Origin of the sequence: Ekhidna sp. (genome assembly GCF_963691765.1) — a bacterium.
Taxonomy (GTDB): Bacteria; Bacteroidota; Bacteroidia; order Cytophagales; family Cyclobacteriaceae; genus Ekhidna.
The window spans coordinates 2,951,779-2,968,340 of sequence record NZ_OY829375.1 but is presented as its reverse complement, the minus strand read 5'-3'; the positions used below and the strand labels follow the sequence as shown (position 1 = coordinate 2,968,340).

Genomic DNA, 16,562 nt, shown 5'->3' with positions numbered 1-16,562 from the left:
ATAAATAGAGAGTGATAATTACTTATCCGAATATCTCTTTCAGCTTTGCTGCCAAAGTAACGCCTCTTAAATTCTTAGCTATAATTATTCCATCTGGATCTATTAGGAATGTTGCAGGGATAGCTCCAACTTGATAGTCCATGGCCGCTTGACTTCTCCAATATTTCAGATCAGAGACGTGTAACCATGGCAATCCATCTTGAGCTATTGCTTGTACCCACTTGTCTTTGGTTCTATCAAGTGAGACACCTAATATCTCGAAGTTATTGTCTGAATATTGATTGTAAAGACGTACAACATTTGGATTTTCGGCTCTACATGGACGACACCATGCTGCCCAAAAGTCAATCAAAACATAATTTCCTCGCAGTGAACTTAACTTAATGAGTTCACCATCCGGACTTTGAAGTTCTATCTCAGGAGCTTCTTTTCCTATAGCCAACCTCTTTTTACTTGATACTTGTTCAATTAAACCAGCAACATGAAAGTTAGTAGGCATTTTTGCTTCAAGCTCAGCAGCAATCGAATCAATGAAACCAACATTTTGTTCAGCATCAATCATTTGAATCCCATAAAATGCTGCTAATGAAGGGCTGGCGTTTCTAATCTGATCTTTTAGATTCATTTCGGCAGTCCTTGCCAAATCCATCATTTTAAATTGAGCATCTTGGAAAGATGCAGCATCATTATTTGCTCTTGCCTGCCTTTGAGTTTGTTGATGCACCTGGATTTGCTGACGGTATTCTTGCATCAAATTATCCATCTGCCTTTTATATTCTGTATCGTAAGATCCGGAAACCTCTGAAAATCCTCTAGGATCATTACCATCAACATGAACCTCTACCTCCATTTCTTCTCCGGTAAGGATTAGCGTCACAATTTGACGGCCGTTAAAATTGAGACGGTAAAAAGCAGGTTCATTGATAACCAAATACTCACTAAAAACCCCGCTAGCATCTACATCCAAAGTATCTACAGGCTCTATTCCATTCTCTCCTACCAGCTCCAGATATATAAAACTATTATCAGTAAACTGCTCAAGTGATCCTGATAGTTTTATGCCCTCGTTTGAAGTTTGACTACATCCAAAGACAAGGGCCGTTAACGCAATAATTAGAGTATTCTTGATCATTTTATGTTAGTTCTTTTTGATCCAACGCAGTGCGCAAAAGTTCGTTCGACCTTTTAGGGTCAGCAGCACCATTGGTCCGCTTCATTACCTCCCCCATAAACATCCCTATCAGATTCTTCTTACCATTTCTGTACGCTTTCACTTCGTTTGGATAAGCATCGATTACCTGCAAAATTACTTCCGAAATATCATCTGCTGTCTTGATTGAAATCTGAAGCTCACTCAATAATTCATCTACAGATGTAGATTGATCAACAAGTAGTGGAAAAACTTTTTTGCTTGCAATTGTCGAATTGATTCTACCATCAGCAATTGCATTAACAAGGTCAGCAACCTGTTTGGATGAAATCGGAATAGTTGTATTTAGATCATCCCTATCATTCAATAAAGACTTGACAGGTCCCATAATCCAATTAGCGGCCTGCTTATAGTGTATTGTACTTTCAGCTACCCCTAACATGAAATTTGCTATTTCAAGATCATCCGTTAGGACTCCTGCGTCATAAGTTGAAAGAGAAAACTCATTCACAAACTTCTCTCTCATTTGGCGTGGCGTCAAAACCATATCCGCTTTAATCTCATCAAACCAATCTTGAGAAACTTCAAATGGACTTAAGTCAGGCTCAGGAAAGTATCGATAATCATTCAATTCCTCCTTGGTCCTCATACTTGCTGTAGTGCTTGTTGCCGCATCAAATAGCCGTGTTTCAGAAATCACCTTCTCTCCTCTTTCCAAAAGGTCAATCTGTCTATTTCTTTCGACCTCTATCGCCTTTCCAACATTGCGAATAGAGTTCATATTCTTTACTTCAACCTTCTTACCTAGTTCATTTTCACCTGATTTCTTAACTGATATATTGGCGTCGCATCTTAATGAACCTTGTTCCATATTGCCATCACAAATATTCAGGTATCTAACTATCCGCCTAATCTCAGAAAGCAAAGACATGGCCTCCTCAGAAGAAGAAATGACAGGTTCAGTTACCAACTCAATTAATGGGACACCAGCTCTATTTAGATCAATGAGCGAATCACCAGTCTCATCATCATGAATCGACTTACCTGCATCTTCCTCCAGATGAATCCTATTGAGTACAACAGTGACTTCAGAACCATCTTTTAATGTAACAGGAATTTCGCCTCCAACACATATTGGCGTTTTATCTTGGGTTGTCTGAAATCCTTTAGGTAAATCTGGATAGAAATAGTTCTTGCGATCAAAAAAACAATATCTAGATATTTCACTGTTGCAAGCCAGCCCCATTTTGATTGCTAACTCTACTGCTCTTTTGTTTAGCATCGGCATTGTCCCGGGATGTGCCAATGTTATTACACTTGTATTTGTATTTGGCGATTGACCATAAGAATTTGAATCAGCTGAAAAAAGCTTGCTTACCGTAGACAGTTGGATATGTACTTCTAGTCCAACAACAAGTTGATATTCAAATTCTGGTTTCATCTATGATGCAGCTATCATTTCCTCACCTAACTTCAAAGCTTCATCAAGACCTGAAAGATCTTTACCACCTGCTGTAGCGTAGAAAGGCTGACCTCCTCCACCGCCTTTAATCGCAGAAGCCATCTTTCTAATAATCTCATTTGCGTTCATCCCATCTTTTACCAAGTCATCGGAGATCATGACAGTCAGCATAGGCTTATCATTGATTTGAGCGGCAATTAATAAAACAAGATTCTCAACCTCTCTCTTCAGTTCGAAAGATACTTGCTTCATGCTATCAGCCGAAGGGAACTCACCTTTATAGGTAATTAGATTCTTTCCATTCACTTCTTTAACTGCATTCTTCAATTGATCTTTAATTTGACCAGCCTGTTGCTTGTTCATCTCCTCAATCTTTTTCTGATTAGTAAGATTCTCGTTCATCAAGTTTTCAATGGTCTTTCTTAGATCTTTCGGATGCTTAAGCATCTCTTCCAGTTCTGTAAGCAAACTAATTTTTTCATTGAAATATTTTTCAGCCTGAAAAGAGGTGACTGCCTCTATTCTTCGTACTCCAGCAGCTGTAGATCCCTCACTCACAATTTTCAGCATTCCAATATTTCCAGTTCGTGGAACATGAGTACCTCCACATAATTCAACAGAATAGTCTTTATCAAATGTGATGACACGAACAAAATCACCATACTTCTCTCCAAAGAGTGCCATTGCACCCATCTCTTTAGCTTGCTCGATTGGCACATTCTGTTTTTCGTCAAGTTTAATGTTTGCTCTTATTCGGCTATTCACAATTTTCTCAACTTCAGAGATTTCTTCATCTGTCATCTTAGAAAAGTGAGAAAAATCAAATCGCAATACTTTATCATTTACGAGCGACCCTTTCTGTTGAACATGGTCACCTAAAACTGTACGAAGTGCCGCATGCAGTAAGTGTGTAGCTGAGTGATTGTTCTCCGTAAGCCTCCTTTTGGTCTCATTTACTACAGCTTCTACCGATCCATTAAGCTCAGCAGGAAGCTTTTTTACGAAATGAACAATAAGGTCATTTTCCTTCTTCGTATCAATTACTTCGATTTTTTCTCCACCAAATCTTAAGTATCCAGTATCTCCTACTTGTCCTCCACTCTCAGCATAAAATGGTGTCTTCTCAAGTACTATTTGATACTGAACTTTATCTTTTTGTTTAACCTCTCGATACCGAAGCACCTGAGTTGTAGCTTCAACATCAGTATATCCAAGAAACAGCGTCTCCTCTCCTTCATTTACAAGATTCCAATCTCCAGTAGTCTGTTTTCCCGCACTTTTTGAACGATTCTTTTGAACCTCCATTTCTTTATTAAAACCGTCCTCATCCACTTCCATTTCGTTCTCGCGTGCAATCAATGCGGTCAAGTCTAGAGGAAAGCCGTACGTGTCATATAGTTCAAATGCTATTTCACCTTCAATAACCTTCGAGTTTCCTGAAGTAAGGGTATCGAGTTTTTTTAATCCGTTATCAAGCGTTCGTAGAAAGGACAACTCTTCCTCTTTAACTACTTTCGCAATGAAGTCTTTCTGATCAGTGAGTTCTGGAAAAACTCCTTCAAATTGATCGACTAGGATATCAAGCATTTCAAACAAGAAAGGCTCTTTAAAGCCCAGAAAAGTATATCCATACCTTACAGCCCTGCGGAGAATTCTTCGAATCACATAACCAGCTTTATTGTTGCTCGGCAGTTGTCCATCAGCAATCGTGAATGAAATTGCTCGAATATGATCTGAAATTACCCGAATTGCGATGTCTATTTTTTCATCCTTACCATATGCTACGCCAGCTTTCTTTGCCACCCATTGAATGAGTGGTTGAAAAACATCCGTATCATAGTTTGACTGCTTTTGTTGAATAGCCATTGCTAACCTTTCAAATCCCATCCCAGTATCTACATGTTTTTCAGGAAGGTTTTCCAAACTACCATTTGCTAGCCTATTGTATTGTATGAATACTAGGTTCCAAACCTCAACAACCTGAGGGTGATCCTGATTAACCAAATCTTTGCCAGGAATTTTATCAACCTCACTTTGAGGTCTAAGATCAATATGTAATTCCGAACACGGACCACATGGACCTGTATCACCCATTTCCCAGAAATTATCCTTTTTATTACCGTTTAAAACGCGATCTTCTGGTAAAAACTGAAGCCATATATCTTTTGCTTCATTGTCCTTTTCAAGATTTTCGCTGGAGTCACCTTCAAAGATGGTAGCATAGAATCGATCTTTCGGTAGTTTGAATCGATCTACAAGAAGTTCCCAAGCCCACTCGATTGCTTCTTTCTTGAAATAATCTCCAAAAGACCAATTTCCAAGCATTTCAAACATGGTATGGTGATACGTATCAATACCTACTTCTTCAAGATCATTATGCTTGCCGGAGACTCTTAAACATTTCTGCGTATCAGAAACTCTTTTATTTTCCGCAACCTTATTGCCCAAAAAATAGTCTTTAAATTGGTTCATTCCCGCATTAGTAAACATCAATGTTGGATCATTTTGTACCACTATTGGTGCTGAAGGGACGATTTTGTGGGTTTTGCTTTCGAAAAAGTCTAGGAAAGTTTTCCTGATTATTTTGGAATCCATTTAGGAAAGAAAAATTAGAATGTTAATGTAAAATCTTGTAATTATGAAAAAATCTCAATTATCCGTAAATTGCAACCGTATTTTGTAAACCACCTGCAAAATTTATTTTACAAAATTACGACAATTACCCTATCAACCCATGGCTAAAATTAAGTACTACTACGACACAGAATCTTGTCGTTATGAGCGCATAAAAGTCTCATCATGGGACATCGTGCTCAACCTACTAGGATTTCTTGTAGTTTCTTCCATAATAGGATTAGGAATTTTTTTCGTGACAGATCATTATTTCGAGTCACCTGCTAAAGCTGCACTTCGAAAAGAAAACGATGAGTTAAAGCTATATTATGAGCTTTTAGAAAATGATCTGGATGAAACCAATCAAATGCTCGCGGTATTGGAAGAGCGCGATGATGATATTTATAGAGTAGTATTTGGAGTAGAACCTATTCCTGACGAAATCAGAGGCGCTGGTGTTGGTGGATCTAATAGATATAGAGAACTTCTTGAAAAGGGATTGAAGAGAGAGGAGTTGATCTTAAGCAACATGAAGCGTATCGACAAGATGAAGAAGCAGATGTATATCCAAACAAAGTCTTATGATGAAATCATGAGCATGGCCATGGATAAAGAAGCATTACTAGCAAGCATGCCTGCTATCCAACCAGTGTCAAATAAGCAATTAAAGAGAATGGCGTCAGGTTTTGGTTATAGAATGCACCCTATCTACAAAGTAAGAAAAATGCATGAAGGCACTGATTTTTCAGTACCTACAGGCACAGAAGTGTATGCCACTGGAGACGGGGAAGTAGTTTATACTAAGACTAAATTTTCAGGATACGGTAAACACATTAAAATCAAGCATGGCTTCGGATATCAAACACTATATGCACATCTAAGTGAATTCCTTGTTAAGCCTGGTCAAAAGGTTAAAAGAGGTCAAGTGATCGGATATTCTGGAAATACAGGAGGTTCTACTGCTCCTCACCTACACTATGAAGTTGTGAAAGACAATACAAAATTAAATCCAGTCAATTTCTTCTATCAAGATCTAAGTGATGAAGAATATGCTGAAATTTTGAGGCTATCGTCATTGGAAAACCAATCAATGGGATATTATTAAGAGAAGCCTCCAAAAAAATTAAAGCGGTTGCACCATTAGGTCGACCGCTTTTTTATTTTAGAGCAAAATGAAATTTCGATCTTACCTCCTGATTGTTTGTATTGCCTTTGCTTGTAAAACAACAAAGCCAGTTCTTGATGATACTGTTGAAGTTGAAGAAACTATACCATTAATAGTAGAGCCTGACACTACCTATTTAATAACTCATGCAGGTGACACGTTAGTCAGCCTGGATGAAGAAGTAGATATTACCTTAACTCGTTTACTTCCAGACTCTGTAACAATTGTAGCTGTTGGAGATATTATGGGAGGAACAAATTTTCCTGATAAATCTTATTTACCAAGAGAAAAAGGCGCCTATTTATGGGATCAAGTACGCCCAATTCTGCAGGATGCTGATATTACTTTCGGCAATCTAGAAGGAACTATCCTTGATGATGGCGGAGAACAAAAAGAATGCAATAATCCTAAACTGTGTTATTTATTCAGATCGCCAGAGTACCTAGCAGAAAATTTCAGGGATTGCGGATTTGATTTGATGAGTGTAGCCAACAATCATGCAAATGACTTTGGGGTTACCGGGAGGAAAAACACACAGCGCGTGTTGGACTCTTTAGGTATTGCTCATGCAGGATCGTTAGATCAGCCCTACACTATTTCAAAAATCGGCAATCTAAGAATAGGATTTTGTGCTTTTGCTCCAAATAGAGGCACTGTAAGCATTCATCAGTATGAAAATATAAAAACAACTATTCAGCACCTAGACACAATAGCAGATATAGTAATAGCCTCTTTTCATGCCGGCGCTGAAGGATCTAAACATCAGCATGTAACAAGAAAACGAGAATATTATTATGGTGAAGATCGTGGTAATGTGTACGAACTTTCTCACTTAATGATAGATAATGGTGCCGATGTAGTACTGGGGCACGGACCACATATTGTAAGAGCAATGGAAGTGTACAAAGATCGAATCATTGCTTACAGCTTAGGTAATTTTTTAACCTATGGAAGATTTAATCTTCGAGGACTAGCGGGTGAAGCTCCCATCTTAGAGGTTAAAACAGATGCTTCTGGAAAGTTTTTAGAGGGTAAAATCCATGCTTTTCGACAAAGTTATTCGCTTGGTCCAAGAAATGATTCTAATCTTTCTTCGATAAAAACAATCCAACGACTATCTTTGGAAGACTTCCCTGAAAATCCAGTTACAATTGACGACAGTGGGAGTATTGTTTTTAAATCAAAATAAGCCTATTCACCAACAGTGCCCTACAAGGAAAAGGAAATTGAAAAGAAGTATTACACCATCGGCGAAGTTGCCGATGAATTAGGTGTTGCTACTTCACTCATCCGTTTCTGGGAAGGGGAGTTTGATAATATCAAACCGAAGAAAAACAGAAAGGGCAATAGGCAATTCACCAAAGATGATCTTCAAAATGTAAAGCTGATTTACCATTTGGTAAAAGAGAAGGGCTATACACTTCAAGGTGCTCGTGATTTTATTTCTAACGGAGGCGAGTTGGCTTCTAGTAAAATGGAAATGATCGAGTCTCTGAAAAAGATCCGAAAATTCCTAACAGAAATCAAAAACGAACTTCCTTAACTCATGTCCGAAGAGTTGGTTTTCCAGATCTCACTGGAACTCATCCCCGGTATTGGAAATAAAGGAATAAAGCAGTTGATTAGTTACTGTGGTTCCGCATCAGCAGTTTTCAAGTGCAATAAAAGCAAGCTGCTAAAAATTCCTGGTGTAGGAGAAAAAATGGCTACGGCCATTATTAAATCGAATCCCTTCAAAAAAGCTGAAGAAATTCTTAGAAGTGCTGAAAAAATAAATTCAGAGATTCTTCATTATACAGATCCTGCATACCCAAAGAGACTTAAACAAATACCTGATTCACCAAATATTTTATATAAAACTGGCTCATCAGCGCTTTCTCCTAAAAGAACTGTTGCAATAGTAGGAACTCGAAAAGCAACAGAATATGGTAAAAGTATTACCGATAAAATTGTTGATGACTTAAGCAAATTAGATGTTTCAATTATCAGCGGTCTTGCGTATGGTATTGATATCCAAGCACACAAGAGATGCTTAAAAAACAACGTATCTACAATGGCAATTGTAGCGGGAGGTTTAGATAGGATCTATCCATCTGTGCATAAGCAGTATGCTGAAAAAATATTAGAGAACGGAGCTGTAATTTCAGAAAGCATACCTGGAACTAAACCCGATCCGCATCTATTTCCAGCGAGGAATAGAATAATTGCAGGAATGGCTGATGCAACAATAGTTGTTCAGGCGGCTGAAAAAGGAGGTGCATTGATAACAGCCCAAATAGCTGATTCTTATAACAGATTGGTTTTTGCTGTTCCTGGTGAGGTAGGTAACACTTATGCTGAAGGGACAAATAAACTTATTGCTACGCAACGTGCGTTGATATATACCGGAGTTGAAGATCTTATATATCATCTCAATTGGGACATTGATGCAAATGATCAGATCAAGTCTGAACAAGATTTAGATCTAAGTGACGACGAATATGTAATCTATCATCTTCTACATGAAATTGGATCAGCCATCGAGATTGACACGATAGCTTTTCAATCTCAAATTCCAATCAATCAAGTAGCCGCACTTCTTTTAAGTCTTGAATTTAAAAGTCTTGTGAAAAGTTTGCCAGGAAAAAAATTCCGAACCATCAATTAAATACTGAAGAGCTCAGGCTCATTGCCCTTTCGAATTCCTCCATGTTCAAACCAGTCTCAATACTTTCAGAATCAAAAAAGCTTAGCATTTTTTCAGTTGCCATATTTCCAGTTAAATCATCTTTGGCCATTGGACAACCGCCAAAACCTTTGATTGCACCATCTATTCTTCTACACCCAGAATTATAAGCTGCTTCCACTTTTTCAGAGATTGTTTCAGGTGTTGAATGCAAATGCGCTCCAAACTCGATATGAGGGAATTTTGGAATCAGTGTTTCGAACAACATTGAAATATTCTTTGGATTAGAAACTCCAATTGTGTCAGCTAAAGAAATTACTTGTACTTCCATACTATCCAATCGGTCTACAAATTCACCAACATAGTCCATTTCATACGGATCGCCATACGGATTGCCAAAGCCCATAGATAAGTAAACAACAAGAACCTTTTCATGGTCATCTGACAGCTCTTGCATTTCAGCAAGATCATTGAAGGCATCATTAACAGAACGATTAGTATTCCGCTGTTGGAAAGTCTCGGATAAAGAAAGTGGATAACCCAAATATCCAATTTCATCAAACTGACATGCATCTTTAGCGCCCCTGATATTAGCTATGATAGCTAAGAGTTTAGATCGAGTTTCTGAAAGATTCAACCCTGCCAACACTTCAGCTGTATCACGCATTTGAGGAATAGCTTTAGGCGAAACAAAACTTCCAAAATCGATCGTATCAAAACCAACCTTTAGAAGCTGATTAATATAGTTAACCTTCGTCTCTGTAGGGATGAAATCATGCAAACCTTGCATGGCGTCACGTGGACATTCAATGATTTTCATTAATAGATAGGGTGTGCTGTGTTTATTTAGCTCAAAACTAAAAAAACTCTTTCGCTATCCGCTGGATCGCATCCGATTTCCCCATACTATAAAAATGTAGTACTGGGACACCCGCTTCAATCAACTCTCTAGATTGTTGAATCCCCCATTCTATCCCAAGTTCTTTGACCGCGGCATTGTCTTTACATTTTCCAATTTCTTGCTCCAGCTCATCTGGAAGATCAATTTTAAAAATCTTAGGAAGCATAGTGAGATGGCTCTTGGTTGCTACAGGTTTTAATCCTGGAATGATTGGAATATCTATCCCAATTGCTTTGCAATCCTCTACAAACTTGAAGTAAGCTTTATTGTCGTAAAACATTTGAGTGACAATATATTCAGCACCTAGTTCCACTTTCTTCTTCAGCCATTTAAGGTCAAAGTTCATATTAGGTGCTTCGAAATGCTTCTCCGGATATCCGGCTACGCCTACACAAAAATCTGTAGGTATGGCATTTTGAAGCTCCTCATCGATGTATTCACCTTGATTCATGGAAGAAATTTGTTCAACCAACTCTGAGGCAAAGGCATTACCATCAGGCTCTGGTACAAATGCCGGTTCGGACTTTATATTATCACCTCTAAGTGCTAGCACATTATCGATACCTAGAAAATTCAAATCTATGAGTGCATTTTCTGTTTCCTCCTTTGAAAATCCGCCACAAATGATATGAGGGATTGCATCAATTTCATAGTGATTCTGAATAGCTGCGCAAATCCCAACAGTACCAGGCCGTTTCTTAATGCTTCGCTTTTCTAGCAAACCATTTTCACGTTCTTTATAAACATACTCCTCTCTGTGATAGGTAACATCTATAAAAGGAGGCTTAAATTCCATTAATGGATCTATTTGATCAAAAAGATTTTTGATACTATCTCCCTTCTTAGGCGGAATTATCTCCAAAGAAAACAAGGTGCTTTTAGCACTTTTTATATGATCTGTTACTTTCATTCTAAATTTTTTATCCGCTGTAATTAAGATTTGGAGCCAGCCATTTTTCAACTTCTGACACAGTCATTTGTTTTCGTTTTGCATAATCCTCGACTTGATCCCTACTAATTTTTCCTAGACCAAAATATTTTGATTCTGGGTGAGAAAAATAAAATCCACTTACTGAGGATGCCGGGTACATAGCAAATGACTCTGTTAGTTCTATTCCCGTATTATTCTCAACATTTAAAAGATCAAAAAGTATTCTTTTCTCCGTATGATCTGGACATGCGGGATAGCCTGGAGCCGGACGAATTCCAGCGTATTTCTCTTTGATCAATTCATCGTTTGAAAAGCTCTCGTTATTAGCGTAACCCCAAAGTTCTTTTCTAACCTTCTCGTGCATCAATTCTGCAAAAGCCTCGGCTAATCTATCTGCTAGAGCCTTTACCATGATTTCTTTATAATCGTCATGATCCGCTTTATATTTTTCAATGAGTTTCTCAATGCCAATTCCAGATGTAACTGCGAATCCGCCTATATAATCTTGTTGATTGGGATTAATAAAATCCACCAATGAAAGGTTAGGAACTCCTGGGGCCTTCTTACCCTGTTGTCTCAGAAAATGAAATTCGAAATTCTTACCGTCTGAATCTACAATTACATCATCGCCATTTCTCGTCGCAGGATAAAGTCCAACTACTCCTTTTGCCTTTAGTAATTTTTGATCTACAATCTCGTCAAGCATTTGCTGTGCATCGGCGAACAACTTTTTAGCTTCATCTCCGACAACATCATGATCTAAAATTGCGGGATATTTACCCTTCAACATCCAAGTTGAAAAGAAGGGAGTCCAATCAATATATTTTCTTATCTCCGCAAGGCTGAAATCATCGTATAGTGTAGTTCCCAGATTTCGTGGTTCGATCGAAACTGATTCCCAATTAGGTTTCATTTGATTTTTCTTAGCATCCTCTAAAGAGATGTAGTTTTTCGTTTCCGTTCGATTCGCATGAGACTCTGCTAGTTCAGCATATTCAGTTTTAATCATCTTGCTAAACTCAGGCGCTCGATCGCTTAGAAGGTTTGTTGATACCCCTACACTTTTGGATGCGTCCAATACGTGCACTACCGTCTTATCATACTTTGGAGCAATTTTAACAGCTGTATGGATTCGAGAAGTGGTTGCACCTCCAATCAACAGAGGAGTGTCCATCTTCCTTCGGTTCATTTCTTCTGCCACACCAACCATTTCATCAAGCGAAGGGGTAATTAGACCGCTTAGACCGATTATATCTGCTCCAACTTCTTGTGCCCTATCAAGGATTTTATCTGCAGGCACCATCACTCCCATATCTTCTATATCGAAATTATTGCAGGCCATAACCACACCAACAATGTTTTTCCCTATGTCATGCACATCTCCTTTTACTGTCGCTAGTAATATTTTGCCTTTCGTACTACCACTCGCTTTCTCTTTCTCTAAATAAGGCGTGAGAAATGCGACGGATTTTTTCATAACCCTGGCACTTTTTACTACTTGGGGCAAAAACATCTTACCACTACCAAACAAATCCCCAACGATATTCATCCCATCCATTAGGGGGCCCTCAATAACCTTAAGAGGACCTTCGTATTTTAACCTTGCTTCTTCAGTGTCCTCATCAATAAAATCTAAAATTCCTTTCACTAAGGCGTGTGAGAGACGTTTCTCCACGGAAGAATCGCGCCACTTCAAATCTTCAACCTTCTGCTTGCCAGAACCTTTAACATTCTCAGCGAACGAGAGAAGACGTTCGGTAGCGTCTGGTCTCCGATTAAGTAAAACATCCTCTACATGATCTAGCAAATCTTTTGGGATTTCATCATACACTTCGATCATCCCTGCATTTACGATTCCCATATCCATGCCTGAGTTGATACCATGAAAAAGAAAAGCCGAATGCATAGCCTCCCTTACAATGTTGTTACCTCGAAATGAAAACGATACGTTGCTTACTCCTCCGCTCACTTTGGCACCTGGGAGGTTTTCCTTTATCCATTTGGTGGCATTAAAAAAATCTAATGCATTGTTGTTGTGCTCATCTATTCCAGTTGCTACCGGAAATATATTGGGGTCAAAAATGATATCCTGAGGTGGAAAGCCAACTTTATCAACGAGGACTCGATAACTTCTTTCACATATTTCAATTCTTCGTTCATAGCTATCAGCTTGTCCTATTTCATCGAACGCCATTACAACAACTGCTGCGCCATAACGCTTAACTTTTTTTGCCTGATCGACGAATTCTTCTTCTCCTCCTTTTAGACTAATTGAGTTAACAACACCTTTACCCTGGACACATTGAAGTCCGGCTTCGATAATCTCCCATTTTGATGAATCAATCATTATTGGAATTCGAGCAATTTCAGGCTCTGAGGCAACAAGGTTCAAAAACTTAATCATCGCAGCTTTGCCATCCAACATACCCTCATCCATATTGACATCCAATATTTGAGCTCCTCCCCTTACTTGATCTAGAGCTACTTCAAGGGCTTCATCATATTTATCTTCTGCAATTAATCTTGCAAACCTTCTTGAACCCGTAACATTAGTTCTCTCTCCAACATTCACAAAGTTGGTATACTCATTAATGATTAATGGTTCTAATCCTGATAGTATTAATGGCTTCAAACTAAAGCCTCCTTTCTTCTTGGTTCATACATGGATGCTAGTTCAGCTATAGCTGAAATATGATCTGGTGTAGTACCGCAACAACCTCCTACAATATTGACTAAGCCATCATCAAGGAATTGTCTTATTTGATCTGCCATCATTTCAGGAGTTTCATCATACTGGCCAAATTCATTGGGTAAGCCTGCATTTGGATGGGCACTAACCAAAAACTCTGATTTATCGGATAGAACTTTTAAATAAGGTCTTAATTGTGAAGCGCCTAGAGCACAATTTAGACCTACGCTCAGTAAATCCATATGAGAAATAGAAATGAGAAATGCCTCCGTCGTTTGCCCAGAAAGCGTCCTTCCGGAAGCATCAGTTATTGTGCCTGAAACCATAACTGGCATCTCAATTTTTCGTTCCTCTTTAATTTCTTCAATTGCAAATAATGCAGCTTTGGCATTTAATGTATCAAAAACTGTTTCGACCAAAAGCATATCAACTCCCCCATCTATCAGTGCTTCAGCTTGCTGTCTGTACGCAACTTTTAATTCATCAAAAGTTATGGCTCTAAAGCCAGGATCATTAACATCCGGTGAAAGAGAGGCTGTTCGATTCGTAGGTCCCATTGCCCCAGCAACAAATCGAGGTTTATCTGGTTCATTTTGAGAAAACTCATCAGCTACTTCTCTTGCAATCTTCGCTGATTCATAATTGATATCATACACTAAATCTTCAAGACCATAATCTGCCTGCGCAATTGTAGTCCCTGAAAATGTATTGGTTTCTGCAATGTCTGCGCCTGCTGAAAAATATGCTGAATGTATTTCTTTTATTATTTCAGGCCTGGTAATGGAAAGCAGGTCATTATTCCCTTTCAAGGGTTTATCATGACTCTTAAGATCTTCATTTCGAAAATCTTCTTCCCCCAGTTTATGGCGTTGGATCATGGTACCCATTGCTCCATCGAGCACCAAGATTTTTTTATGTAAAGTGTTAATTAAATTCTTCATTCTCTGGCTTAAAGCTTACTTACCAGAGAAAGTTCCAATTGGATCGGCTCATCTGCCCCGCAGCTGCAGGTTGGGAAGTAGCACCGGAAATTGCTCGCTGGCAATCAGGTTGCTAAGACGTCTTCGGGCCCATTCCCTCGGTCTTTCTTGATAAGTGAAGCAAATATAATCAGCTTTAGATACTCCAAAAGCTTTTAGCAAACATTCATTTCGTCATTCTACTAAGCATGAGAATGAATAGACCAATAAGCATTTTCTATTGTACACACCATGTACACCCTCTTTTTTAAACACTGATTTTCAGGTCAACTTCTTTTGTAGCTAATCAAAGCATCACCCCATTCATTCAAAAAAGAGCTTTCAATCTAAAGAGTACCAAATGAAACTAATACCCATTCTATTAACTATTTCCTTAACAATTCTTACCATTTCAATATCACAGGCACAAGTCACCTGGGTTGGTGGTGGTGCCAATTGGAATGACCCAAATAATTGGAGCAGCAATCCAAGTTTGCCAAGCTTTGGTGAAACAATAATTATTGACGGACTCACTGCTACAGTTGATATTGCCTCCTCATTTACTCCTGGTCAAATCAGTATTATCAATGGTGGACAATTAATTGTCAATAATACTTTGGATGTATCTCAAGATCAAACTACCACTGTAAGTGGATCGGGAAGCAGACTAGAGATAAATAGTGGCGGCCTTTTTACGGCAGAATTTGTAACTGCAAGTACTGGAGCAGAAATAGAAGTAAATGGTGGCGAATTAGATGTCGCTGACAAATTTGCTGTTAACAATAGCACAATTACTATTAATGGAGGCTTATTGGATAACAATGGGCTTCAAAGTGACAGTCCGAGTGAAGAATTTGAATTAACAAACTCAACTTTCAATATGACGGGCGGAGAAATGCAATTCAATAGCAACATCATTGTAACTGGCGGGACATTCACTACATCATCTACATCTACATTGTCTGTAACAAATGTTAATCGTGATATGGAATTTCATAGCGCAACCGTAAATCTTAGTGGTTCTATTGACATGCACGAAGGAGCCGATACCGATCCTGATCTATGGGGAGATATTTCAATTTATGGAACATCAACAGTCAACCTTTTAGTTGGACTTGATATGCAAATTGACGATTTGATACTAAATGATGACGGTCAAAGTTCAACAGTATACGTATCAGGAGTTTTGGATGCATTCGACGACTTAATTTTTGATCAAGATGATTCAAGTGATATACCGGGAGATAATGATCGAATAGTAATTCAAGATGGTGGTAGCTTAAACATTCAAGATAATTTTAGAGGCGCATCATCTTTAGAAGGCTCAAGCGGTATTCATGTTGAAAGTGGTGGATCGTTAACAATTGACCGAATCGGATCAATGACTCCTGAGGAAGCATATGGAACAGTAGTGACCAGTGACGAAGGGGCCACAGTTACATTAGAAGGTGAAGCAGGTCTTCCAGTAGAGCTAATCAACTTCAATGGAGTTGAGATCGAAAATGGAATCATCCTTAATTGGTCTACTGCAATAGAAATTAACAACGATTACTTTGATGTAATGAGATCAAGTGACGGCATCAATTTCCATCCAATAGGTCGGGTCGAAGGATACGGGAATACGAATGAAGTCAAGACCTACAAGTTTACAGACTTCAACATATTACCAGGAACTTATTTTTATCAGTTGAAGCAAGTTGATTTTGATGGCCAATACGAACTACATTTTATCATTACCATTCGCTATCTGCAAGAACAAAATTTAAGTATGACAATATCTCCTAACCCAATTTTGGATGAGGACATATTTATTCAAACTGACCAAATAATTTCCAATCCCACTCTTTTCGTCTATTCCATTGAGGGGAAGCAAGTGATAAGAAAACCGCTTACTTCAAACAAACAATGGAATATTCAGACTTCCGAGTTAGGTCTAAAAAAGGGGACATACATATTCAAGATGCAAGACGAAATTTCGGAATCGGTTTTACCGAGCGTTCGAGTTTCAATTTTAGATTAAGTCCAGT

General features: G+C 38.5%; 12 protein-coding genes and 1 riboswitch. Of the genes, 5 read left to right on the top strand and 7 right to left on the bottom strand.

The genetic code is table 11. The features are described from left to right. Positions 1-22: 22 nt before the first annotated feature. From ACY650_RS13485 to alaS, 3 genes are read right to left on the bottom strand one after another with little or no spacing between them, the layout of a single operon-like run. Positions 23-1,132, bottom strand: a complete 1,110-nt coding sequence (locus tag ACY650_RS13485) for a peroxiredoxin family protein (RefSeq protein ID WP_462248157.1) — start codon at positions 1,130-1,132, stop codon at positions 23-25. A 1-nt stretch (position 1,133) separates the two neighbouring features. Continuing rightward, the gene (gene gatB / locus ACY650_RS13480; RefSeq protein ID WP_462248156.1) at positions 1,134-2,591 is read right to left on the bottom strand and encodes an Asp-tRNA(Asn)/Glu-tRNA(Gln) amidotransferase subunit GatB; all 1,458 of its coding nucleotides are present in this window, start codon (positions 2,589-2,591) and stop codon (positions 1,134-1,136) included. Next, the gene (gene alaS / locus ACY650_RS13475; protein WP_462248155.1) at positions 2,592-5,207 is read right to left on the bottom strand and encodes an alanine--tRNA ligase; all 2,616 of its coding nucleotides are present in this window, start codon (positions 5,205-5,207) and stop codon (positions 2,592-2,594) included. A gap of 139 nt (positions 5,208-5,346) precedes the next feature. Between alaS and ACY650_RS13470 the strand changes: the two genes are divergently transcribed. The 4 genes from ACY650_RS13470 (at position 5,347) to dprA (ending at position 9,037) form a co-directional block, all read left to right on the top strand. After that, positions 5,347-6,330 (top strand): peptidoglycan DD-metalloendopeptidase family protein, encoded by a 984-nt coding sequence (locus ACY650_RS13470; protein ID WP_462248154.1) that lies wholly within the window; start codon positions 5,347-5,349, stop codon positions 6,328-6,330. Between the two features lie 67 nt (positions 6,331-6,397). Next, positions 6,398-7,579 (top strand): CapA family protein, encoded by a 1,182-nt coding sequence (locus tag ACY650_RS13465; RefSeq protein ID WP_462248153.1) that lies wholly within the window; start codon positions 6,398-6,400, stop codon positions 7,577-7,579. Between the two features lie 15 nt (positions 7,580-7,594). Next, positions 7,595-7,933 (top strand): MerR family transcriptional regulator, encoded by a 339-nt coding sequence (locus ACY650_RS13460; protein WP_462248152.1) that lies wholly within the window; start codon positions 7,595-7,597, stop codon positions 7,931-7,933. A 3-nt stretch (positions 7,934-7,936) separates the two neighbouring features. Then, the gene (gene dprA, locus ACY650_RS13455) at positions 7,937-9,037 is read left to right on the top strand and encodes a DNA-processing protein DprA (RefSeq protein ID WP_462248151.1); all 1,101 of its coding nucleotides are present in this window, start codon (positions 7,937-7,939) and stop codon (positions 9,035-9,037) included. Here dprA and ACY650_RS13450 read toward each other — a convergent pair. The 4 genes from ACY650_RS13450 to ACY650_RS13435 are packed head-to-tail and all read right to left on the bottom strand — an operon-like array spanning position 9,030 to position 14,517. After that, positions 9,030-9,875 carry a hydroxymethylglutaryl-CoA lyase gene (locus ACY650_RS13450; protein ID WP_462248150.1) on the bottom strand — a complete coding sequence of 282 codons (846 nt, stop codon included), beginning with the start codon at positions 9,873-9,875 and terminating at the stop codon, positions 9,030-9,032. The genes dprA and ACY650_RS13450 overlap by 8 nt on opposite strands. A gap of 37 nt (positions 9,876-9,912) precedes the next feature. Then, on the bottom strand, positions 9,913-10,866 hold the full coding sequence (gene metF, locus ACY650_RS13445; RefSeq protein WP_462248149.1) for a methylenetetrahydrofolate reductase [NAD(P)H]: 954 nt from the start codon (positions 10,864-10,866) through the stop codon (positions 9,913-9,915). 10 nt (positions 10,867-10,876) lie between these two features. Continuing rightward, on the bottom strand, positions 10,877-13,519 hold the full coding sequence (gene metH, locus ACY650_RS13440; protein ID WP_462248148.1) for a methionine synthase: 2,643 nt from the start codon (positions 13,517-13,519) through the stop codon (positions 10,877-10,879). Next, the gene (locus ACY650_RS13435) at positions 13,516-14,517 is read right to left on the bottom strand and encodes a homocysteine S-methyltransferase family protein (protein WP_462248147.1); all 1,002 of its coding nucleotides are present in this window, start codon (positions 14,515-14,517) and stop codon (positions 13,516-13,518) included. The genes metH and ACY650_RS13435 overlap by 4 nt, the downstream gene beginning before the upstream one ends. 45 nt (positions 14,518-14,562) lie before the next feature. Continuing rightward, positions 14,563-14,674: riboswitch (SAM riboswitch) on the bottom strand. 222 nt (positions 14,675-14,896) lie between these two features. Between ACY650_RS13435 and ACY650_RS13430 the strand changes: the two genes are divergently transcribed. Then, complete coding sequence (locus ACY650_RS13430; protein WP_462248146.1) at positions 14,897-16,555, top strand: T9SS type A sorting domain-containing protein; 1,659 nt, start codon at positions 14,897-14,899, stop codon at positions 16,553-16,555. The last annotated feature ends 7 nt before the right edge of the window (positions 16,556-16,562 follow it).

What these genes read in the sequence shown, in the direction of transcription:
- ACY650_RS13485 (WP_462248157.1), bottom strand. Translation starts at nt 1,132, where the DNA reads ATGATCAAGAATACTCTAATTATTGCGTTAACGGCCCTTGTCTTTGGA.
- gatB (WP_462248156.1), bottom strand. Translation starts at nt 2,591, where the DNA reads ATGAAACCAGAATTTGAATATCAACTTGTTGTTGGACTAGAAGTACAT.
- alaS (WP_462248155.1), bottom strand. Translation starts at nt 5,207, where the DNA reads ATGGATTCCAAAATAATCAGGAAAACTTTCCTAGACTTTTTCGAAAGC.
- ACY650_RS13470 (WP_462248154.1), top strand. Translation starts at nt 5,347, where the DNA reads ATGGCTAAAATTAAGTACTACTACGACACAGAATCTTGTCGTTATGAG.
- ACY650_RS13465 (WP_462248153.1), top strand. Translation starts at nt 6,398, where the DNA reads ATGAAATTTCGATCTTACCTCCTGATTGTTTGTATTGCCTTTGCTTGT.
- dprA (WP_462248151.1), top strand. Translation starts at nt 7,937, where the DNA reads ATGTCCGAAGAGTTGGTTTTCCAGATCTCACTGGAACTCATCCCCGGT.
- ACY650_RS13450 (WP_462248150.1), bottom strand. Translation starts at nt 9,875, where the DNA reads ATGAAAATCATTGAATGTCCACGTGACGCCATGCAAGGTTTGCATGAT.
- metF (WP_462248149.1), bottom strand. Translation starts at nt 10,866, where the DNA reads ATGAAAGTAACAGATCATATAAAAAGTGCTAAAAGCACCTTGTTTTCT.
- ACY650_RS13435 (WP_462248147.1), bottom strand. Translation starts at nt 14,517, where the DNA reads ATGAAGAATTTAATTAACACTTTACATAAAAAAATCTTGGTGCTCGAT.
- ACY650_RS13430 (WP_462248146.1), top strand. Translation starts at nt 14,897, where the DNA reads ATGAAACTAATACCCATTCTATTAACTATTTCCTTAACAATTCTTACC.